At 61.5% G+C, this 19,318-nt stretch carries 32 protein-coding genes and 1 pseudogene; all 33 read right to left on the bottom strand.

The features are described 5' to 3' along the window. Positions 1-134: 134 nt before the first annotated feature. Positions 135-965 carry an aspartyl/asparaginyl beta-hydroxylase domain-containing protein gene (locus B5V02_RS37650; RefSeq protein ID WP_111548987.1) on the bottom strand — a complete coding sequence of 277 codons (831 nt, stop codon included), beginning with the start codon at positions 963-965 and terminating at the stop codon, positions 135-137. A gap of 180 nt (positions 966-1,145) precedes the next feature. Next, positions 1,146-1,304 carry a DUF930 domain-containing protein gene (locus B5V02_RS42115; protein ID WP_245446389.1) on the bottom strand — a complete coding sequence of 53 codons (159 nt, stop codon included), beginning with the start codon at positions 1,302-1,304 and terminating at the stop codon, positions 1,146-1,148. A 22-nt stretch (positions 1,305-1,326) separates the two neighbouring features. Then, positions 1,327-1,404 (bottom strand): annotated as a pseudogene (locus B5V02_RS42110) (DUF930 domain-containing protein); the annotation flags it as partial. Between the two features lie 57 nt (positions 1,405-1,461). Further along, the gene (locus B5V02_RS37640; RefSeq protein WP_111548986.1) at positions 1,462-2,769 is read right to left on the bottom strand and encodes a replication-associated recombination protein A; all 1,308 of its coding nucleotides are present in this window, start codon (positions 2,767-2,769) and stop codon (positions 1,462-1,464) included. Positions 2,770-2,816: 47 nt separating this feature from the next. Beyond that, entirely contained in the window at positions 2,817-4,304 is a 1,488-nt protein-coding gene (locus B5V02_RS37635) for a DegQ family serine endoprotease (protein WP_111548985.1), read from the bottom strand. 198 nt (positions 4,305-4,502) lie between these two features. After that, on the bottom strand, positions 4,503-4,934 hold the full coding sequence (gene rplQ / locus B5V02_RS37630; protein ID WP_056588614.1) for a 50S ribosomal protein L17: 432 nt from the start codon (positions 4,932-4,934) through the stop codon (positions 4,503-4,505). A 97-nt stretch (positions 4,935-5,031) separates the two neighbouring features. Then, on the bottom strand, positions 5,032-6,042 hold the full coding sequence (locus B5V02_RS37625) for a DNA-directed RNA polymerase subunit alpha (RefSeq protein ID WP_013531438.1): 1,011 nt from the start codon (positions 6,040-6,042) through the stop codon (positions 5,032-5,034). A 104-nt stretch (positions 6,043-6,146) separates the two neighbouring features. Then, complete coding sequence (gene rpsK, locus B5V02_RS37620; RefSeq protein WP_006205444.1) at positions 6,147-6,536, bottom strand: 30S ribosomal protein S11; 390 nt, start codon at positions 6,534-6,536, stop codon at positions 6,147-6,149. 139 nt (positions 6,537-6,675) lie between these two features. Continuing rightward, complete coding sequence (gene rpsM, locus B5V02_RS37615) at positions 6,676-7,044, bottom strand: 30S ribosomal protein S13 (RefSeq protein ID WP_006205445.1); 369 nt, start codon at positions 7,042-7,044, stop codon at positions 6,676-6,678. Between the two features lie 191 nt (positions 7,045-7,235). Continuing rightward, complete coding sequence (locus tag B5V02_RS37610) at positions 7,236-7,832, bottom strand: adenylate kinase (protein WP_111548984.1); 597 nt, start codon at positions 7,830-7,832, stop codon at positions 7,236-7,238. Next, on the bottom strand, positions 7,829-9,169 hold the full coding sequence (gene secY, locus B5V02_RS37605; RefSeq protein WP_111548983.1) for a preprotein translocase subunit SecY: 1,341 nt from the start codon (positions 9,167-9,169) through the stop codon (positions 7,829-7,831). The genes B5V02_RS37610 and secY overlap by 4 nt, the downstream gene beginning before the upstream one ends. Before the next feature lie 184 nt (positions 9,170-9,353). Then, entirely contained in the window at positions 9,354-9,827 is a 474-nt protein-coding gene (gene rplO, locus B5V02_RS37600; protein WP_111548982.1) for a 50S ribosomal protein L15, read from the bottom strand. A gap of 22 nt (positions 9,828-9,849) precedes the next feature. Continuing rightward, entirely contained in the window at positions 9,850-10,047 is a 198-nt protein-coding gene (gene rpmD / locus B5V02_RS37595; RefSeq protein ID WP_023736690.1) for a 50S ribosomal protein L30, read from the bottom strand. A gap of 24 nt (positions 10,048-10,071) precedes the next feature. After that, positions 10,072-10,635, bottom strand: a complete 564-nt coding sequence (gene rpsE / locus B5V02_RS37590) for a 30S ribosomal protein S5 (RefSeq protein WP_006333394.1) — start codon at positions 10,633-10,635, stop codon at positions 10,072-10,074. 135 nt (positions 10,636-10,770) lie between these two features. Further along, positions 10,771-11,130 (bottom strand): 50S ribosomal protein L18, encoded by a 360-nt coding sequence (rplR, locus tag B5V02_RS37585; protein WP_111548981.1) that lies wholly within the window; start codon positions 11,128-11,130, stop codon positions 10,771-10,773. Positions 11,131-11,217: 87 nt separating this feature from the next. Continuing rightward, positions 11,218-11,751 carry a 50S ribosomal protein L6 gene (gene rplF / locus B5V02_RS37580; RefSeq protein WP_013531432.1) on the bottom strand — a complete coding sequence of 178 codons (534 nt, stop codon included), beginning with the start codon at positions 11,749-11,751 and terminating at the stop codon, positions 11,218-11,220. Between the two features lie 92 nt (positions 11,752-11,843). Then, positions 11,844-12,242 (bottom strand): 30S ribosomal protein S8, encoded by a 399-nt coding sequence (gene rpsH / locus B5V02_RS37575; RefSeq protein ID WP_006205453.1) that lies wholly within the window; start codon positions 12,240-12,242, stop codon positions 11,844-11,846. A gap of 12 nt (positions 12,243-12,254) precedes the next feature. Continuing rightward, entirely contained in the window at positions 12,255-12,560 is a 306-nt protein-coding gene (rpsN, locus tag B5V02_RS37570; protein WP_013895695.1) for a 30S ribosomal protein S14, read from the bottom strand. 27 nt (positions 12,561-12,587) lie between these two features. Next, a complete protein-coding gene (rplE, locus tag B5V02_RS37565) occupies positions 12,588-13,187 on the bottom strand; it encodes a 50S ribosomal protein L5 (RefSeq protein ID WP_111548980.1) in 600 nt (199 codons plus the stop codon). Further along, a complete protein-coding gene (rplX, locus tag B5V02_RS37560) occupies positions 13,180-13,494 on the bottom strand; it encodes a 50S ribosomal protein L24 (protein ID WP_006205456.1) in 315 nt (104 codons plus the stop codon). The genes rplE and rplX overlap by 8 nt, the downstream gene beginning before the upstream one ends. Positions 13,495-13,506: 12 nt before the next feature. Further along, on the bottom strand, positions 13,507-13,875 hold the full coding sequence (rplN, locus tag B5V02_RS37555; RefSeq protein ID WP_006205457.1) for a 50S ribosomal protein L14: 369 nt from the start codon (positions 13,873-13,875) through the stop codon (positions 13,507-13,509). 72 nt (positions 13,876-13,947) lie between these two features. Next, positions 13,948-14,187 (bottom strand): 30S ribosomal protein S17, encoded by a 240-nt coding sequence (gene rpsQ, locus B5V02_RS37550; protein ID WP_010909280.1) that lies wholly within the window; start codon positions 14,185-14,187, stop codon positions 13,948-13,950. Between the two features lie 11 nt (positions 14,188-14,198). Further along, the gene (gene rpmC, locus B5V02_RS37545) at positions 14,199-14,399 is read right to left on the bottom strand and encodes a 50S ribosomal protein L29 (protein WP_006205459.1); all 201 of its coding nucleotides are present in this window, start codon (positions 14,397-14,399) and stop codon (positions 14,199-14,201) included. Between the two features lie 13 nt (positions 14,400-14,412). After that, complete coding sequence (rplP, locus tag B5V02_RS37540) at positions 14,413-14,826, bottom strand: 50S ribosomal protein L16 (RefSeq protein WP_013531427.1); 414 nt, start codon at positions 14,824-14,826, stop codon at positions 14,413-14,415. Between the two features lie 27 nt (positions 14,827-14,853). Further along, the gene (rpsC, locus tag B5V02_RS37535; RefSeq protein WP_023672753.1) at positions 14,854-15,579 is read right to left on the bottom strand and encodes a 30S ribosomal protein S3; all 726 of its coding nucleotides are present in this window, start codon (positions 15,577-15,579) and stop codon (positions 14,854-14,856) included. Continuing rightward, complete coding sequence (rplV, locus tag B5V02_RS37530) at positions 15,579-15,968, bottom strand: 50S ribosomal protein L22 (RefSeq protein ID WP_006205462.1); 390 nt, start codon at positions 15,966-15,968, stop codon at positions 15,579-15,581. Before rplV ends, rpsC begins: the two co-directional genes overlap by 1 nt. Positions 15,969-15,970: 2 nt before the next feature. Then, positions 15,971-16,249, bottom strand: coding sequence for a 30S ribosomal protein S19 (rpsS, locus tag B5V02_RS37525; RefSeq protein WP_006205463.1), 279 nt, complete (start codon positions 16,247-16,249; stop codon positions 15,971-15,973). Positions 16,250-16,265: 16 nt separating this feature from the next. After that, the gene (gene rplB, locus B5V02_RS37520; RefSeq protein ID WP_027026960.1) at positions 16,266-17,099 is read right to left on the bottom strand and encodes a 50S ribosomal protein L2; all 834 of its coding nucleotides are present in this window, start codon (positions 17,097-17,099) and stop codon (positions 16,266-16,268) included. A gap of 22 nt (positions 17,100-17,121) precedes the next feature. Further along, on the bottom strand, positions 17,122-17,415 hold the full coding sequence (locus B5V02_RS37515) for a 50S ribosomal protein L23 (protein ID WP_027028839.1): 294 nt from the start codon (positions 17,413-17,415) through the stop codon (positions 17,122-17,124). Continuing rightward, a complete protein-coding gene (gene rplD / locus B5V02_RS37510; RefSeq protein WP_111548979.1) occupies positions 17,412-18,032 on the bottom strand; it encodes a 50S ribosomal protein L4 in 621 nt (206 codons plus the stop codon). The genes B5V02_RS37515 and rplD overlap by 4 nt, the downstream gene beginning before the upstream one ends. Continuing rightward, complete coding sequence (gene rplC / locus B5V02_RS37505; RefSeq protein WP_111548978.1) at positions 18,032-18,745, bottom strand: 50S ribosomal protein L3; 714 nt, start codon at positions 18,743-18,745, stop codon at positions 18,032-18,034. Before rplC ends, rplD begins: the two co-directional genes overlap by 1 nt. A gap of 61 nt (positions 18,746-18,806) precedes the next feature. Continuing rightward, complete coding sequence (gene rpsJ, locus B5V02_RS37500) at positions 18,807-19,115, bottom strand: 30S ribosomal protein S10 (protein ID WP_010909272.1); 309 nt, start codon at positions 19,113-19,115, stop codon at positions 18,807-18,809. A 69-nt stretch (positions 19,116-19,184) separates the two neighbouring features. Continuing rightward, on the bottom strand, positions 19,185-19,318 hold a 134-nt coding region (locus B5V02_RS37495; RefSeq protein ID WP_477422135.1), incomplete at its 5' end, for an EF-Tu C-terminal domain-related protein.

The raw sequence follows: 19,318 nt of genomic DNA, 5'->3' as shown, positions 1-19,318 counted from the left end.
TGACGACGATGCGGTTGGGATCGCGCAGACAATCGAACGCGTCGGCGGCTTGGCGATGCACGGGCGTTGCCATGAGCGGCGGGCAAAGCGCCCCAATGCCGCCGGCAAGGCCGGCAGCATTGATGATCTTAAGCTCAGGTCGTCCCGGCATTCTTCGGCTTGGTCGAGCCGATCATCTTCCAGTTCTTGTAGAACATCGAGTTGATGCGCTCGACGCTCACCGAGACGACGGCGAGCATGCCAGCGATGAGGCCTGGAACCGGCGATGGGCGAATGATGTCCATGAAAACGCAGTAGCGGCGGCCGTCATACTCGTTGACCGAGCGATGCAGCAGCGTGTCATCGAAAATGAACAGCGGATTGTCATACCAGTAGTTCTTGACGTTGCCGCATTCGACGAAAATCTCCGACTTCACCGGGATCAGATTGTAGAGAATGCGCAGGCTGAGCCGCAGTGGGCCGAAATGCCATGAGGTCGATTCGCGCTTGCTGAAGACGGAGACGGCGATCGTCTTGATGTATTTGAAATCCTTGTTGAACTCGGCGACGTTGTCGATCTTGTGCTTGCCGTACCATTGATAGACATACATGCCGCGTCGGCCGGCGCCGAAATTGGCGTCGATGTCGGCGATGATCTCGTCCTTGCGCGCCTTGAAGATGTCCAGGACCTCATTGACCTCGCGCTGATAGTCAGCGGGAAACTGCTCCAATTTCCAGACGCCCGGATTCCGGTAGCACAAGAGATCGACCAGCAGATTGAAGGGCGAAAGCAGCCAGGTGAACAGGCCGTTGCCGAGGAAATAGCCGCTGAACAGCGACAGGTCCTTGCGGTCGTTGCGCAGGACATCGATGAGGCCGAGGACGACAAAGACCGATGTCAGGATCGGGATGAAGTAAAAGCCAAGGGCAAGAAGCGGGATGGCAATGGCGAATTTGCGAAGGGTTTTGCGAAGCGTTTTTGTCATTTTTCCACGCGCGAAGCGCGATCCTGTTGCGAAAGAGTGGCGCCAAAATCATGGCATCGACCACTGCCCGGCCGTGCGCCTTGATAAGGTTTTTTGGGCCGCCGCACAACGCCCAGCGCGGCCGACGCTCCAGCACCTTGAGCGGTTTGGCAGTGCGGATATGATTTAGGGCAGCATCCTTCAATGCACCGCAGGCAAACCAAGCTCGTCCCATTTCTCCCTGGCCACGGGATCACCGACCAGGAACTCGAAGCCGATGACGCTCTCGCCATCCTGCGCGAGCCGGCATTTGAACTTCAGACCGCACCCAGTTTCCGCGGCTGCGAAAGGCAGCGCCATTGGCGGCGATCGTCGCGCCGGTGATCTTTTCCTCGATTGTGGCGTAAGGCACGACCCGCTCAGGCTGAAAATCCGTGCGCCATTTGCGGATCTGATCCATGGCTTCCAGATTGCACAATTGCACCATGCGTGACGACGACCGGGCCACGCAAGCCCGCTATTCCCGCTCTTTGCGCAGCTTCGCCCAATAATCGAGCCGCTTTCTGATGTCGCGCTCGAAGCCGCGTTCAGGCGGATCATAAAAGGTCTGCCGACCCATCTTCTCCGGAAAATAGTCCTGGCCTGAAAAGGCGTCCGGCTCGTCATGGTCGTAGCGATAGCCGGCGCCGTAATCCTCCTCTTTCATCAGCTTGGTCGGCGCGTTGAGGATGTGCTTCGGCGGCAGCAGCGAGCCATGTTCCTTCGCTGCACGCGTGGCTGCCTTGAAGGCGGTGTAGACGGCGTTGGATTTGGGCGCGGTGGCGAGATAGACGGTGGCCTCGGCAAAGGCGAGTTCACCCTCGGGCGAGCCGAGATAGTCATAAGCGTCCTTGGCGGCGTTGGCGACGACAAGCGCCTGCGGGTCGGCAAGGCCGATGTCTTCCATGGCCATGCGCACCAGCCGACGGCCGAGATAGAGCGGATCCTCGCCGGCATCGAACATGCGCGCGAGATAATAGAGCGCGGCGTCGGGGTCCGAACCGCGCACCGATTTGTGCAACGCCGAGATCAGATTGTAGTGGCCGTCCTGGCCCTTGTCGTAGATCGGCGCGCGGCGTTGGACGATGCGCTGCAGACCCTCGGGGTTGAAGATTTCGCCCGACTTTGCCGCCCGCCAGACCTCTTCAACAAGCGTCAGTGAGGCGCGGCCATCGCCATCGCTCATGCGGATGAGCATCGCCCTTGCGTCATCGTCGAGCGGCAGCGCCCTGCCCTCGGTTTCCTCGGCTCGCACCATCAGCTGGGCGATGCTTTCCTCGCCCAATGAGTGGAAGACCAGCACGCGCGCGCGCGACAACAGAGCCGCGTTCAACTCGAAGGACGGGTTTTCGGTTGTGGCGCCAACCAGCACGACGGTGCCATCCTCCATGACCGGGAGAAAAGAATCCTGCTGGGCGCGGTTGAAGCGATGGATCTCGTCGACAAACAACAAGGTCTGGCGACCGTTGGTGCGGCGCAGCTTGGCGGCTTCGAACACTTTTTTCAGGTCGGCGACGCCGGAAAACACCGCCGATATCTGCTCGAAAGCGAGGCTGGTTTCACCGGCAAGCAACCGCGCTACAGTGGTCTTGCCGGTGCCGGGCGGTCCCCAGAAGATCATCGAGCCGAGCGAGCCCGAACCGATCAACCTGGTCAGCGCGCCGTCAGGGCCGGTCAGATGTTCCTGGCCGACGACCTCGCCGAGGTTCTTCGGCCGCAGCCTGTCGGCCAGCGGCCGCCCGGGCGACGCCTTTTCCGGTTCATCGACGCTGAACAGATCGGCCATGCACTTCTTTTTGGTTGGAGCATGAGCCCGAATGCTCGGGGCCGTGCCTAATAACGCAACACCTGACGCAGTATCTGCCCGCCGCGCTCGACGGTAAAGCGCCACCAGCGCGTATCCGCCTTGGCTGCCTGCTCCAGGGTCGCCGCGGTATCGATGGTGGTGCCGTTCACCTCGCGCACGATGTCACCCGGCTGGAAGCCGAAATCGGCGGCCGGCGAGTCACGGTCGATGTCGACCACGGTGACGCCCTTGATGTCGGTGCGCAGGCCAAGCTTCTGGGCTAGCCGGGGCGACAGTTCCGCGACCTTGGCGCCCGAGAACGGGCTGCGGCCGTGCAACGTCACTTCAGCAGCCTTCATGCCTTCGGGAGCGCGCTCCAGGGCGATGTCCATCGCCGCCTGCTGGCCTTTGGTCAGAACCGCGAAATTGGCGGTGGTGCCGATCGACAATGTCGCCATCCGGTAATCCAGCGCTTCGATGCTTTCGACCGGCTTGCTGTTGAGCTGCAGCACGACGTCGCCGGGCTTGAGCCCCGCCTTGGCCGCCGGGCCGGTCGCCTCGACCGACGCGACCAGTGCACCGGTCGGCTTCTCCATGCCGAGCGATTCGGCGATCTGCGGCGTCACATCTTCGAACTCGGCGCCGATATAGGGCCGTTCGAAGAAATCCAGTCCGGCCTTGGCCGCATCGGCAAAGGCGCGCACCATGTTTGCGGGGATGGCAAAGCCGATGCCGATCGAGCCGCCGCTGCGGCTGTAGATCGCCGTGTTGATGCCGACCAGCTGGCCGCCCATGTTGATCAGCGCACCGCCCGAATTGCCGGGGTTGATGGCGGCGTCGGTCTGGATGAAGAAGCTGGAATCGGAGACGCCGATATGGCTGCGGGCAAGGGCCGAAACGATGCCGCTGGTGGTGGTCTGGCCAACACCGAAGGGATTGCCGATGGCCAGCACCAGATCGCCGACCTCGAGGGCGTCGGAATCGCCGATGGCGATGGCCGGAAAAGGTTTGTCCGAGGTGATCTTGAGCACCGCAAGGTCGAGCGTCTCGTCCTTCAGCATCACCTTGCTGTCGAATTCACGCCCGTCCGCGGTCGCCACCTTGACCTGATCGGCATCCTTGATGACGTGGTAATTGGTGACCACGACGCCGGTCGGGTCGACCAGCACGCCGGAGCCCAGAGATGACTGCGCACGCGGCTGCGAACGGCCGAAAAATTCCTCGAAGAACGGATCGCCGTCGAAGGGCGACGTCACCTTGGCGGTCTGCGAGGCATAGACATTGACCACGGCCGGCGCCGTCTGCTTGACCAGCGGTGCGAACGACAATTGCACTTCCTCGCGGCCGAACGGCACGCGCTTGTCGGGACCCGACGTAGAGTTCTCGCCTTCGACGCCATGCAGCAGGTCGGTCAGCACGTCGGACAGGCCGGGATCGGTCTTGGTCTCCTCGGCCAATGCCTGCCTGACCGCCGGTGCGGCTGCGAACGCCATTATGGCGAAGAGCAGAACAAGGGACAGTCGGTTGGCGCGCATTCGCGAATCCTCCAAGGCAAGTTCGGGGGCATTGTCCCGACGATTGTGCAAAATGAAAGGCTAAGCCGCTGAAATCCGATTATTTTGGCCAAAGAGCCTCGGTTCCGGCCAGAAGATCGCCTTTAGCCGCAATCTGCTGCCTCCAGAAAACAAAAGGGGCCCGCAGGCCCCTTTGAATTCATTCCGGAAAGCCAAGCCTTATGCGGCTGCGGCGTCCGCGTCGGTGCCTTCGGCTTCGATGCGGGCGCGGTCGCCGGCGCCCTTGGCCGAGGTGTCGCGATCGACGAACTCGATGACCGCCATCGCGGCATTGTCGCCGTGGCGGAAGCCTGCCTTCATGATGCGCAGATAGCCGCCATTGCGGGTGGCGTAGCGCGGCGCGATGGTGTCGAACAGGCGCTTGACGACGCCTTCATTGCCGATCTGCGCGATCACCTGGCGGCGGGCGTGCAGGTCGCCACGCTTGCCGAGCGTCACCAGCTTCTCGACGATCGGACGCAGGTCCTTCGCCTTCGGCAGGGTGGTGACGATCTGCTCGTGCTCGAGCAACGACACGGCCAGGTTGGCGAACATCGACTTGCGGTGGCTTATGCTGCGGGCGAACCGGCGGCCCTTAAATCCGTGGCGCATGGCTCTTCTCCTTCATTGCGGGTTCAAGAGGCCTCAGCCTCAACTGGTTAGCCGCATGATCTTGCCCGAAAAGTCGCGCAACTTTTCGGGATCATGCTCAATACTGATCTTCGTAACGCTTGGCGAGGTCTTCGATGTTTTCCGGCGGCCAGTCCGGCACTTCCATGCCGAGGTGCAGGCCCATCGCCGCCAGGACTTCCTTGATCTCGTTCAGCGACTTGCGGCCGAAGTTCGGGGTGCGCAGCATCTCGGCTTCGGTCTTCTGGATCAGGTCGCCGATATAGACGATATTGTCGTTCTTCAGGCAGTTGGCCGAACGCACCGAAAGCTCGAGCTCGTCGACCTTCTTGAGCAGCGCCGGGTTGAAGGCGAGCTCGGTGACGGCTTCGGCGGCGACTTCCTTCTGCGGCTCGTCGAAATTGACGAACAGGCCGAGCTGGTCCTGCAGGATGCGGGCAGCGAAAGCCACCGCGTCCTCGCCGGTGATCGAACCGTCGGTCTCGATCGTCATGGTCAGCTTGTCATAGTCGAGAACCTGGCCCTCGCGGGTGTTCTCGACCTTGTAGGAGACCTTCTTGACCGGCGAATAGAGGCTGTCGACCGGGATGAGGCCGATCGGCGCGTCTTCGGCGCGGTTGCGGTCGGCCGGTACGTAACCCTTGCCAGTGTCGACGGTGAATTCCATGCGGATTTCAGCGCCTTCGTCCAGCGTGCAGATGACGTGGTCGGGGTTGAGGATTTCGACGTCGCCAACCGTCTGGATGTCGCCGGCGAGAACCGCGCCCGGTCCCTGCTTGCGCACGACCATGCGCTTGGGGCCATCGCCTTCCATGCGGATGGCGATTTCCTTGATGTTCAAGACGATGTCGGTCACGTCCTCGCGCACGCCGGCGATGGACGAGAATTCATGCAGAACACCGTCGATCTGCACGGCGGTAACAGCCGCACCGCGCAGCGAAGACAGAAGCACGCGGCGCAGCGCGTTGCCCAGCGTCAGGCCAAAGCCACGCTCGAGCGGCTCGGCGACCAGCGTGGTCAGCGTCTTCTTCTTCGACGAGAACTCGATCTTGTTCGGCTTGATCAGTTCTTGCCAATTTTTCTGGATCATGATGCTTTCCTTCCGTTGACCCGCCACCATCCAATCGTGGCGGGCGACCTGGAATGCCGTGGAGGAGCGCCCCAAGGGCGCTCGCGCGGCGTTCGGTAATTTTTTTAGACGCGGCGCTTCTTGCGCGGGCGGCACCCATTGTGCGGGATCGGCGTCACATCACGGATCGAGGTGATGGTGAAGCCGGCCGCCTGCAGAGCGCGCAGTGCCGATTCACGACCGGAGCCGGGTCCGCAGACCTCGACTTCGAGCATGCGCATGCCGTGTTCCTGGGCCTTCTTGGCAACGTCCTCGGCAGCCATCTGGGCAGCGAACGGGGTCGACTTGCGCGAACCCTTGAAGCCCTGGGCACCGGCCGACGACCAGGCAATCGAATTGCCCTGTGCGTCGGTGATGGTGATCATCGTGTTGTTGAAGGTCGAATTGACGTGGGCAACGCCCGACGAGATGTTCTTGCGTTCGCGACGGCGAACACGAGCGGCTTCCTTGGCCATGATAGTCCTTTCAGTTGATCTCTACACCGCCGTAATGCCAGCGGCTCCACCAGGGAGAAGGCAGTAGGGGAATATGGCAGTAGGGCAGTATGTCTGCCGATCCTATTGCCTTACTGCCCTACTCCCTTACTGCCCTAAATTACTTCTTCTTGCCGGCGATCGACTTGGCCGGGCCCTTGCGGGTGCGCGCATTGGTATGCGTGCGCTGGCCGCGAACCGGCAGCGAGCGGCGGTGACGCAGGCCGCGGTAGCAGCCGAGGTCCATGAGCCGCTTGATGTTCATCGAGACTTCGCGGCGCAGGTCGCCCTCGACCTGATAGTCGCGGTCGATGGTTTCGCGGATCTGCAGCACTTCAGCATCGGTGAGCTGGTTGACGCGACGCTCGGCCGGGATGCCGACCTTGTCGACGATCTCCTGGGCGAACTTCTTGCCAATGCCGTGAATGTATTGAAGCGCGATGACAACGCGCTTGTTGGTCGGAATGTTGACGCCGGCTATACGAGCCATATTCTTCTCTTCTCCATGTGGGCCGGACGAACCGGCGCTATCTTAAGTTGCCCCGCGTCCGGTGGAGGCCGGCCCATGCGGGAGTTTCCAGTTCAAAGCGGCTGCCTTGCCCTTGCGGACAAGCAAAGCCGATGCCTGATAGGAAGACGGGCCGCCATACCGCAGCGAACCGCTCCCGTCAAGTGCAATCGTTAAATTCCCCGCGTTGCGTCCCTGAGCACCGCTTCGATCTGTTCCGTCACGGCATCGATATCGGCCATGCCGTCGACACTCCGGAGCTTGCCCTTGGCATAATAGTAGCCAATCAGCGGCGACGTCTTCTTGTAGTATTCCCTCAGACGCTCCTCGAACACGGTCGGATTGTCGTCCTTGCGCACGGGCTGACCGGCGGCTTGTGCCTCGTTGGCGCGCTTGACGATACGACCAACCAGCGCCTTGTCGTCGACGACAAGTTCGATGACCGCATCGAGGCCTTGCGAGCGATCCGAAAGCATCTGCTCAACCGCGTCCGCCTGCACCAGGGTCCGCGGATATCCGTCGAGGATGAAACCCTTCGCGCAATCCGGCTGATCGATACGTTCGGCGACGATGGCGTTGACGATGGCGTCGGAAACCAGTTCACCGGCATCCATCACCGCTTTGGCGCGTTTGCCGACTTCGGTGCCAGCCTGGACTGCAGCACGCAGCATGTCGCCCGTGGAGAGCTGGGGTATGCCGTGTTTTTCTACCAGTCTTTGTGCTTGTGTCCCCTTGCCCGCCCCTGGCGGCCCAAGCAATATCAACCTCATCTGGCTTTCTTCCCCCCGCGCAGCTTCGACTTCTTGATCAGGCCTTCATACTGGTGCGCGATCAGGTGGCCCTGAATCTGCGCAACCGTATCGAGCGTGACACTGACCACGATCAGAAGCGATGTGCCACCAAGGTAGAATGGTACGCCAGTCGCCGAGATCAGGAACTCCGGCAGCAGGCACACCAGCACCAGATAGATGGCGCCGACGACGGTGATGCGGGTGAGAACGTAATCGATGTAATCGGCGGTGCGCTCGCCCGGACGATAGCCCGGGATGAAGCCCGAATGCTTCTTGAGCTGGTCGGCGGTGTCCTTCGGGTTGAAGACAATCGCAGTGTAGAAGAAGGCGAAGAACACGATCATCGCCGCGTAGAATGCCATGTAGAGCGGCTGGCCGTGGCCGAGCGACGCCAGGATGGTGCTTGCCCAGGCCGGCATGTTGGTGGTCTGCGAGAAGCCGGCGACGGTGGCCGGCAGCAACAGCAGCGACGAGGCAAAGATCGGTGGAATGACGCCTGACGTGTTGAGCTTCAGCGGCAGATGCGAGGTATCGCCCTGGAACATGCGGTTGCCGACCTGACGCTTCGGATACTGGATCAGCAAGCGGCGCTGAGCACGTTCGAAGAACACGATGAGCGCGATGACGACGATGGCCAGGACGATGATCGCCAGGATCAGGCCGGTCGACAAGGCGCCCGTGCGGCCAAGCTCCAGCGTGCCGGAAATGGCGCGCGGCAGGCCGGCGACGATGCCCGAGAAAATGATCAGCGAAATGCCGTTGCCGATGCCGCGTGCGGTAATCTGTTCGCCTAGCCACATCAGGAACATGGTGCCGCCGACCAGCGTGACGACGGTCGAGAGGCGGAAGAACATGCCAGGATCGTTGACGATGCCGTTACCGCCCTCCAGGCCGACCGAAATGCCATAGGCCTGAACCAGCGCAAGCAGCACGGTGCCGTAGCGCGTGTACTGGTTGATGACCTTGCGGCCCTGTTCGCCTTCCTTCTTCAGCGCTTCCAGCGACGGGATGACCGAGGTCATCAGCTGCATGATGATGGAGGCGGAGATGTACGGCATGATGCCGAGCGCAAAGATCGCCATGCGCTGCACGGCGCCGCCGGCGAACATGTTGAACATGCCAAGCACGCCCTTGCTCTGCGAGGAGAAAGCCTGGGCGAAGGCGTCTGGGTTGATGCCGGGAAGCGGGATATAGGTGCCGAGGCGATAGACGAGCAACGCGCCGATGGTGAACCAGATGCGTTTCTTCAGGTCCTCCGCTTTGGCGAAGGCCGAGAAATTCAGATTCGAGGCTAGTTGTTCAGCAGCCGAAGCCATGCCTGATTCTCCGCTTGGTAACGCTTGATGGCCCTTGAGGTCAGGCGGCGCGTTTCACCGAAGCTCACGAGATAAGCTCCGGGCTCTAAACATGCAAGCGGCCGCGTTGACGCGGCCGCCTAATTGAGCAGATCAAAGCGCAATCGTGAGCAAAAACGGATCCCGCTCGCGCTTCAAATTGCCGTTACTCGGCAGCTGCCTTTTCCGGCAACTTGACCGAGCCGCCAGCCTTTTCGATCTTCTCGATCGCGGCCTTGGAGGCGCCGGCAACGTCAAAGGCGAGCTTCGCCTTGATCTCGCCGTCCGAGAGGATACGCACGCCGTCCTTGACGCGGCGGATGACGCCGGCAGCGACCAGCGATTCAGCCGTCACGGTTGCCTTGGCGTCGAGCTTCTTGGCGTCGATGGCGACCTGAATACGGGCCAGCGAGACGACGGTGAAGCTCTTGGCGAAGATGTTGTTGAAGCCACGCTTCGGCAGGCGCCGGTAGAGTGGCATCTGGCCACCCTCGAAGCCGTTGATGGCGACGCCGGAGCGCGCCTTCTGGCCCTTGACGCCGCGACCGCCGGTCTTGCCGGTGCCGGAGCCGATGCCACGGCCGAGACGCTTCTTGGAGTGCGTCGCGCCGTCCTTGTCACGCAGATCGTTGAGTTTCATCTGAGTTCTCCTGCGCTCTGGCTCAGCCCTCGTCCACGACGCGGACGAGATGCTGGACGGCAGCGATCATGCCGCGCACGGAGGGCGTATCTTCCAGCGTGCGCTGCTTGTGCATCTTGTTGAGGCCGAGCCCGACCAGCGTCGCGCGCTGTTCCTTCGGGCGGCGGATCGGCGAGCCGATCTGCTCAACGGTGACGGTCTTTGTTGCTTTCTTGGCCATGGTCAAAATCCCTGGTCAGATCGACTATTCTTCAGCCGCAACGGCGGTGCCGCGGCGGGCCTGAAGGGTCGAATACTTGATGCCGCGAGCAGCAGCCACATCCTTGGGATGCATCTGGCTCTTCAGCGCGTCGAAGGTGGCGCGAACCATGTTGTAGGGGTTCGACGAACCCATCGACTTGGCGACCACGTCATGCATGCCGAGCGTCTCGAAGACAGCGCGCATCGGGCCACCGGCGATGATGCCGGTACCTTGCTTGGCAGCGCGCAGCAGCACGCGTCCGGCGCCCCAGCGTCCTTCGACGTCGTGGTGCAGCGTACGACCCGAGCGCAGCGGCACGAAGATCATGTCGCGCTTGGCTGATTCAGTTGCCTTGCGGATAGCTTCCGGCACTTCGCGCGCCTTGCCGTGACCAAAGCCGACACGGCCCTTCTGGTCGCCGACGACGACGAGTGCTGCAAAACCGAAGCGACGGCCGCCCTTGACGACCTTGGCGACGCGGTTGATGTGGACGAGCTTGTCCACCATGCCGTCATCGCGTTCTTCACGATCGCGGCCGCGGCCGCCATCCCTACGTTCCTGTGCCATATCCTGTTCCTTGTTTTTTTCCGGAAGCACGGTTGCTGATAATATCCGGCGCCTCTGTGGGTCACCGGGGGCGAAAGTTATTTTTTCCCTTGCATGATCTTATCCGAAAAGTCTGCAACTTTTCGGGATCAGGCATTAGAAACTAAGACCACCTTCACGGGCAGCCTCGGCGAGCGCCTTGACGCGGCCGTGATAGATGTAGGCGCCGCGGTCGAAGACGACTTCCTTGACGCCGGCCTTGGTGGCGCGCTCGGCGATCAGCTTGCCGATCGCGGCGGCAGCGGCGGTGTCGGCGCCGGTCTTGAGCGAACCCTTGAGGTCCTTCTCGAGTGTCGAAGCAGCGACGATGGTGTGCCCCTTGGCGTCGTCGATGACCTGCACATAGATGTTCTTCGACGTGCGGTGGACCGACAGACGCGGACGGTCGCCGGCGACCTTCTTGATCTGGCGGCGAACGCGCTGCGCACGACGCTGCGTGGATTCCTTGGTACCCATGATAGTCTTCCTTGCCTTCAAAAAAAGGGGGCCGCCATATGCGGTAGGCGAAAGCGCCTCCCGCGACCGCTCCCCGCGGCGTTACAATTACTTCTTCTTGCCTTCCTTGCGGACAATCTTCTCGCCAGCATAGCGGACGCCCTTGCCCTTGTAGGGCTCGGGACCGCGGTATTCGCGGATCTCGGCGGCAACCTGGCCGACCTGCTGCTTGTCGATTCCGGCAACGGTGATTTCGGTCGGCTTCGGCACGGTGATGGTGATGCCCTGCGGCGTCTCGTAGACGACATCATGGCTGAAGCCAAGCGCCAGCTGCAGGTTCTTGCCCTGAAGGGCGGCGCGATAGCCGACGCCGGTGATTTCGAGCTTCTTCTCGAAACCGTCCTTGACGCCCTGCAGGATGTTGACGATCTGCGTGCGCGACATGCCCCACTTGGAGCGGGCGGTCTTGGTCTGGTCGCGCGGCTGGACAGCGATCTCGCTACCTTCCATCTTGACCAGAACTTCGTCGTTCACCACGAACTTCAGCTCACCCTTGGGGCCCTTCGCCGTCACGGTCTGGCCGTTGACGGTCGCGGTCACGCCCTGCGGCAGCGAAACGGGTTTCTTTCCAATACGAGACATTTTGTTGTCCTCGTCACTTCTCTTGTTTCAGGTCTCTGTCTTCGGGCATGATCCCGAAGACCGGATTCCAATTTTCCCGGTCACACGCCAGATCAGAAGATCTGGCAGAGGATTTCACCACCGACGTTCTGTTCACGCGCTTCGTGGTCGGCCATCACGCCCTTCGGTGTCGAAAGGATGGCGATGCCGAGGCCGTTGGCGACGTGCGGAATCGACTTGGCCGAAACGTAGACGCGGCGGCCTGGCTTCGAGACGCGGGCGATTTCGCGCACGACCGGCGCGCCGTCGAAATACTTCAGCTCGATCTCGATTTCGGACTTGCCGTTGTCGAAGTCGGTCTGGCTGTAGTCGCGGATATAGCCTTCAGCCTTCAGCACGTCGAGGACGCGGGTACGCAGGCGCGAGGCCGGCGTCGAAACGCTCGACTTCTTGCGGCCGTAGGCGTTGCGGATGCGGGTCAGCATATCGCCGAGAGGATCGCTCAATGACATGTTATGTCCTCCTTACCAGCTCGACTTGACCAGGCCCGGGATCTGGCCGTTATTGCCGAGATCACGAAGCGCGATGCGCGATACTTTGAGCTTGCGATAGTAGGCACGCGGACGGCCGGTAACTTCGCAGCGGTTGCGGATGCGGATCTTGGCCGAGTTGCGCGGCATGGCGGCAAGCTTGAGCTGAGCGCGGAAACGCTCTTCCATCGGCTTGGACTGATCCATGATGATCGCCTTGAGCGCGGCGCGCTTGGGACCGTACTGGTCGGCAAGCTTGCGGCGCCTGTTGTTCTTCTCGACTGAGCTGGTCTTTGCCATTTCAGATTTTTCCTTTTCTCGCTGCCGTTACTGGCGGAAGGGGAAGTTGAAAGCCTTGAGCAATGCCCTGGCTTCGTCGTCCGTCTTCGCAGTCGTACAAACGATGACGTCCATGCCCCAGATCTGATCAACCTTGTCGTAGTTGATCTCCGGGAACACGATGTGTTCCTTGATGCCCATGGCGTAGTTGCCACGGCCATCGAAGCTCTTCGGATTGAGCCCGCGGAAATCGCGGACACGTGGCAGTGCGATGTTCACGAGGCGGTCGAGGAACTCGTACATGCGTTCCTTGCGCAGCGTGACCTTGGCGCCGATCGGCATCTTCTCGCGGACCTTGAAGCCGGCGATCGAGTTGCGGGCGCGGGTGACGACGGCCTTCTGGCCGGCGATCATCGCCAGGTCTTCGGCCGCGATCGAAGGCTTCTTCGAATCGCCGGTCGCTTCGCCAACGCCCATGTTCAGCACGATCTTGTCGATGCGGGGAACCTGCATCTCGTTCTCGTAGCCGAACTGTTCCTGCAGCGCCTTGCGAATGGTCTCGTTGTAGACCTGCTTGAGGCGCGGCGTGTTCTGGGCCTTGGACTGCTTGCTTTCAGCCTTGGGCTTCGTGGTTTGAGCCTTAGCCATTGATGACTTCTCCCGAGCGCTTGGCGACGCGCACCTTCTTGCCGTCCTTCTGGAAGATGAAACCGACGCGGGTCGGCTTGCCATCCTTGGGGTCGGCCAGCGCGATGTTCGACAGCTGGATCGGCGCTTCCTTGGTGATGATCCCACCCTCTTGGGACTGGGACTGCTTCTGGTGACGACGGATCATGTTGACGCCGCGCACCAGCGCGGTGTCATCCTTCGGCTGAACCGAGAGGACTTCGCCCGAACGGCCCTTGTCCTTGCCGGCCAGCACGACGACCTTGTCGCCTTTTCTAATCTTTTGCATTGGTCCGGCTCCTTACAGCACTTCAGGCGCGAGCGAGATGATCTTCATGTGGTTCTTGGCGCGAAGTTCGCGCGGAACCGGTCCGAAGATACGCGTGCCGATCGGCTCTTTCTTGTTGTCGACGAGAACGGCCGCGTTCTTGTCGAAACGGATCACGCTGCCGTCCGGGCGGCGGATGTCCTTGGCCGTGCGAACCACGACCGCCTTCATCACATCGCCCTTCTTCACGCGGCCGCGCGGGATGGCTTCCTTGATCGACACCACGATGATGTCGCCCACGGAAGCGTATTTCCGCTTCGAGCCGCCCAGCACCTTGATGCACATGACACGACGGGCGCCGGAATTATCCGCGACGTCGAGGTTTGTTTGCATCTGAATCATGACTGGCCGCCTTCTTCTTTTCTAACGGGACGGGCTCTAAACCCCTCCCCGGTCTGTCCAAAATTCGTTTGTTTACGCCTGGTCCGAAGACACGACGATCCAGCGCTTATCCTTGGAAATCGGCTTCGATTCCTGGATGAACACCTGATCGCCAACCTTGTGGGCGTTGTTCTCGTCGTGCGCCTTGTACTTCTTGGTCATGCGTACGGTCTTCTTCATCACGGGATGCGTGAAGCGCCGTTCGACCTTGACGACAACCGTCTTCTCGTTCTTGTCGCTGACGACGGTGCCCTGCAGAATGCGCTTTGGCATGGTTTTCGTCCTTAAGCCTTCTTAGCCGCGGACTTTTCCGCAGCGATGGTCTTGATACGCGCAATGTCCTTGCGGACCTGTCTCACGCGCGCGGTCTTCTCGAGCTGGCCGGTGGCCTTCTGGAAGCGCAGGTTGAACTGCTCCTTCTTCAGGCTGGCCAGGTCGTCGGTCAGCTGGTCCTGGGTCTTGGTCCGGATGTCTTCGGCTTTCATGATCAGCCCGTCCTTATTCTGCGATGCGCTGCACGAAGCGCGTCTTGACCGAGAGCTTGGCCGCGCCGAGACGCAGTGCCTCACGGGCGGTTTCTTCATTCACGCCGTCGATCTCGAACATGATGCGGCCCGGCTTGACGCGCGCCGCCCAGTAATCGACCGCGCCCTTGCCCTTGCCCATGCGGACTTCGGTCGGCTTCGAAGTGACCGGCACGTCCGGGAAAATACGGATCCAGACGCGACCGGCGCGCTTCATTTCACGCGTGATCGCACGGCGAGCCGCCTCGATCTCACGTGCGGTGACGCGGTTCGGCTCAAGCGCCTTCAGCCCGAAACCACCGAAATCCAGGTTGGTGCCGCCCTTTGCGGTACCATGGATACGGCCCTTGAACTGCTTGCGGAACTTTGTGCGCTTTGGCTGCAGCATCGTTCTAACTCCAAATTCCTAAATGTCTCAGGCGTTTTCGCGACGACGACCGCGTTCGCGATCACCACCACCGCCATGTGCAGCATCGCCCTCGGTCGCACGACGCTCCGAAGCCATCGGGTCGTGCTCGAGGATCTCGCCCTTGAACACCCAGACCTTGACGCCGCAGATACCATAGGCGGTATGCGCTTCGGCCGTGCCGTAATCGACGTCCGCACGTAGCGTATGCAGCGGCACGCGGCCTTCGCGGTACCATTCCATGCGCGCAATCTCGGCGCCGCCAAGACGGCCGGCGCAGTTGATGCGGATGCCTTCGGCACCGAGGCGCATCGCCGACTGCACGGCGCGCTTCATGGCGCGACGGAAGGCGATACGACGCTCGAGCTGCTGGGCGATCGACTGGGCGACCAGGGTCGCGTCGATTTCCGGCTTGCGCACTTCAACGATGTTGAGGTGCGTCTCGGACTTCGTCATCTCCATCAGCTTCTTGCGAAGCTTCTCGATGTCGGCGCCCTTCTTGCCGATGATCAGACCCGGGCGCGCGGCATGGATGGTGACGCGGCACTTCTTGTGCGGGCGCTCGATGACGACCTTCGAGATCGCGGCCTGCTTGAGTTCCTTCTCAAGATACTTGCGGATCTTGATGTCCTCATGCAGCAGCTTGCCGTACTCGCCGGTGTTCGCGAACCAGCGCGAATCCCAGGTGCGGTTGATGCCGAGGCGAAGACCGATCGGATTGACTTTCTGGCCCATTATGCGGCCTCCCCTTTTTCTTCGACTTCACGAACGACGATCGTGAGGTGCGAGAACGGCTTCTCGATACGGCTGGCGCGACCACGGCCACGGGCATGGAACCGCTTCATGACGATCGACTTGCCGACATAGGCTTCCGCCACGATCAGTGCATCGACATCGAGGTCGTGGTTGTTTTCGGCGTTGGCGATTGCCGATTCCAGCGTCTTCTTGACCGTGCCGGAAATCCGCTTGGCCGAGAATTCAAGATCGGAAAGCGCTGTCGCGACCTTCTTGCCGCGGATCAGCGCGGCAACCAGGTTCAGCTTCTGCGGGCTGATACGGATCGTGCGCAACACGGCGCGCGCTTCGTTGTCAGCAAGCCTGCGCGGAGCTTTGGCCTTGCCCATGATTATTTCCTCTTCGCCTTCTTATCCGCGCCGTGACCGTAATAGGTCCGGGTCGGAGCGAATTCACCGAACTTGTGACCGACCATGTCCTCGTTCACCGAAACGGGCACATGCTTCTGGCCGTTGTAGACACCGAAGGTGAAGCCGACGAACTGCGGCAGGATGGTGGAGCGACGGCTCCACATCTTGATCACCTCATTGCGACCACCTTCACGAACCTTGTCCACCTTCTTGAGAAGGTAGCCGTCGATGAAGGGGCCTTTCCAAATAGAACGAGTCACTTGGCGTTACCTCTTCTTAGCTCTTGCGCTGATGGCGCGAGCGCAGGATGAACTTGTCGGTCGCCTTGTTGGACCGCGTCTTCTTGCCCTTGGTCGGCTTGCCCCAGGGCGAAACCGGATGGCGGCCACCCGAGGTGCGGCCTTCGCCGCCGCCGTGCGGATGGTCGACCGGGTTCATGGTCACGCCGCGATTGTGCGGACGCTTGCCACGCCAAACCGTACGGCCAGCCTTGCCGTCGTTGATGTTGCCGTGGTCCGGATTGGACACGGCACCGACGGTGGCCATGCACGAACCGTGCACGACGCGCTGCTCGCCCGAGTTGAGGCGCAGGATCGCCATACCCTGGTCGCGACCGACCAGCTGGCCATAACCACCGGCCGAACGGGCGACCTGAGCGCCCTTGCCCGGCTTCAGCTCGATGTTGTGGACGATGGTGCCAACCGGCATCGAGGCCAGCGGCATCGCATTGCCCGGCTTCACGTCGACGGCTTCACCGGACACGATCTTGTCGCCGGGAGCCAGACGCTGCGGAGCGATGATGTAGGACAGCTCGCCATCATCATACTTGATCAGCGCGATGAAAGCGGTGCGGTTCGGATCGTATTCGATACGTTCGACCGTGCCGACAACGTCGAACTTGCGGCGCTTGAAGTCGATGATGCGGTACGAACGCTTGTGGCCACCACCGATGAAGCGGGCGGTGATGCGACCGTGATTGTTGCGGCCGCCCGACTTGGTCAGGCCTTCGGTCAGACCCTTGACGGGCTTGCCCTTGTAGAGGCCCGAGCGGTCGACGATGACCAGCTGACGGGTGCTGGGCGTTACCGGGTTGAATTTTTTCAGTGCCATGTTTCTGTCCTCGCGGCCTTGCTCAGAGACCCGTCGCGACGTCGATCGACTGGCCGTCGGCCAGCGTCACAATCGCCTTCTTGACGTCGCTCTGGCGGCCAACCGTGCCACGGAAGCGCTTGATCTTGCCCTTGCGGACAAGCGTGTTCACGGCCATCACCTTGACGCCGAACAGCGCTTCGACGGCGGCCTTGATTTCCGGCTTCGACGCCTTCTTGGCGACGTTGAAGACGACCTGATTGTTCTCGGAGGCCATGGTCGACTTTTCGGTGATCGCCGGCGAGACGATCACGTCGTAATGACGAAGGTCGGTCATTTAAAGCGCTCCTCGAGAGCCTCGACGGCGGCCTTCGAAAGGACCAGCGTGCCGCGGCGCAGAATGTCGTAGACGTTGATGCCCTGAATGGGCAGCACGTCGATGTTGGGGATGTTCGTCGCTGCCAGCTTGAAATTATTGTCAAGCTCGGCACCGCCGATCACCAAAGCGTTGGTCAGGCCCAGCGTCGCGAAATTCGCGATCAGCGCCTTTGTCTTGGCCTCGGTCAGCTTCAGCTCGTCGATGATGATGATCGACGCGCTCTTGGCCTTGGCCGAGAGAGCATGCTTGAGGCCAAGCGCGCGAACCTTCTTGGGCAGTTCGTGCTCATGGCTGCGAACGACCGGGCCGTGAGCCTTGCCGCCGCCGCGGAACTGCGGAGCGCGTGCCGAATGGTGACGGGCGCGGCCCGTACCCTTCTGCTTGTACATCTTGGCGCCGGTGCGCGCGATCTCGGCGCGACCCTTGGCCTTGTGCGTGCCCTGCTGCTTCTTGGCGAGCTGCCAGCGCACGACGCGCTGCAGGATGTCTTCACGCGGATCAAGGCCGAAAATCTCCTCGGAGAGTTCCACCTTGCCGGCGTCCTTGCCGCCAAGCGTTGTGATCTTGAGATCCATTATTCCGCTCCCTCTGTGGCCGGAGCCTCATTCTTGACAACGGCGCGGATCGCGGCAGGCTTCGGCGCATTGGCCGGCAGTGCCACCTTGGCCGCATCGCGGACCAGGATCCAGGCGCCCTTCGATCCGGGAACCGCACCGCGGATCAGGATCAGACCGCGGTCGGCGTCGGTCGAAACGATCTCGACATTCTGCGTGGTGACGCGGGTGTCGCCCATGTGGCCAGCCATATGCTTGCCCTTGAACACCTTGCCCGGGTCCTGGCGCTGGCCGGTCGAACCGTGCGTACGGTGCGAGACCGAGTTACCGTGCGTCGCGCGGCCACCGCCCATGTGGTGGCGCTTGATGACGCCCTGAAAACCCTTGCCGATCGTCGTGCCCGTCACGTCGACCTTCTGGCCGGGGACGAAATGCTCGACGGTGATCTCGGCGCCGACATCGATCATGTTGTCGGCAGAGACGCGGAACTCGGCGACCTTCGCCTTCGGCTCGACGGAAGCGGTCGCGAAATGGCCGCGCATCGCCTTCGACGTGTTCTTCACCTTGGCAAGGCCAACGCCGAGCTGAACGGCGGTGTAGCCATTCTTCTCCTGCGTGCGCTGCGCCACGACCTGACAGTTCTCCATCTGGAGAACGGTGACGGGAACATGTTCCCCGGCATCGTTGTAGATGCGGGTCATTCCCACCTTCTTTGCAATCACACCTGAACGCATCGGTTCAATTCCTTTAGAGTTCCGGGCCAGGGGCACCGCCCCTTACCGCGCTCTCATTCCCTTAGAGCTTGATCTCGACGTCCACACCGGCGGCCAGATCGAGCTTCATCAAAGCATCGACTGTCTGCGGGGTCGGATCGACGATGTCGAGCAGACGCTTGTGCGTGCGCATCTCGAACTGCTCGCGGCTCTTCTTGTCGACGTGAGGCGACCGGTTGACCGTGAACTTTTCGATCCGCGTCGGCAGCGGAATGGGGCCGCGGACGTTGGCACCGGTGCGCTTGGCCGTCGACACGATTTCCTTCGTCGAGGCGTCGAGCACGCGGTGATCAAACGCCTTCAGGCGGATGCGGATATTCTGTCCGTTCATGCGTCACTTCCTTGTTCTGGCGCGGCGCGGGCAACTCCTGCGCCCGCGACAGATCGGTTTAAGTCCAAATTACTCTTTGATGGTGACGACGATGCCGGCACCGACGGTGCGGCCGCCTTCACGGATGGCGAAGCGCAGCTTCTCTTCCATGGCGATCGGCACGATCAGTTCGACATCGACCGTGATGTTGTCGCCCGGCATCA

It is taken from the genome of Mesorhizobium kowhaii, assembly GCF_003253745.1.
Classification (GTDB): Bacteria; Pseudomonadota; Alphaproteobacteria; order Rhizobiales; family Rhizobiaceae; genus Mesorhizobium; species Mesorhizobium kowhaii.
The sequence above is the reverse complement of the archived record's forward strand: the minus strand, read 5'-3'. Positions and strand labels throughout refer to the sequence as shown.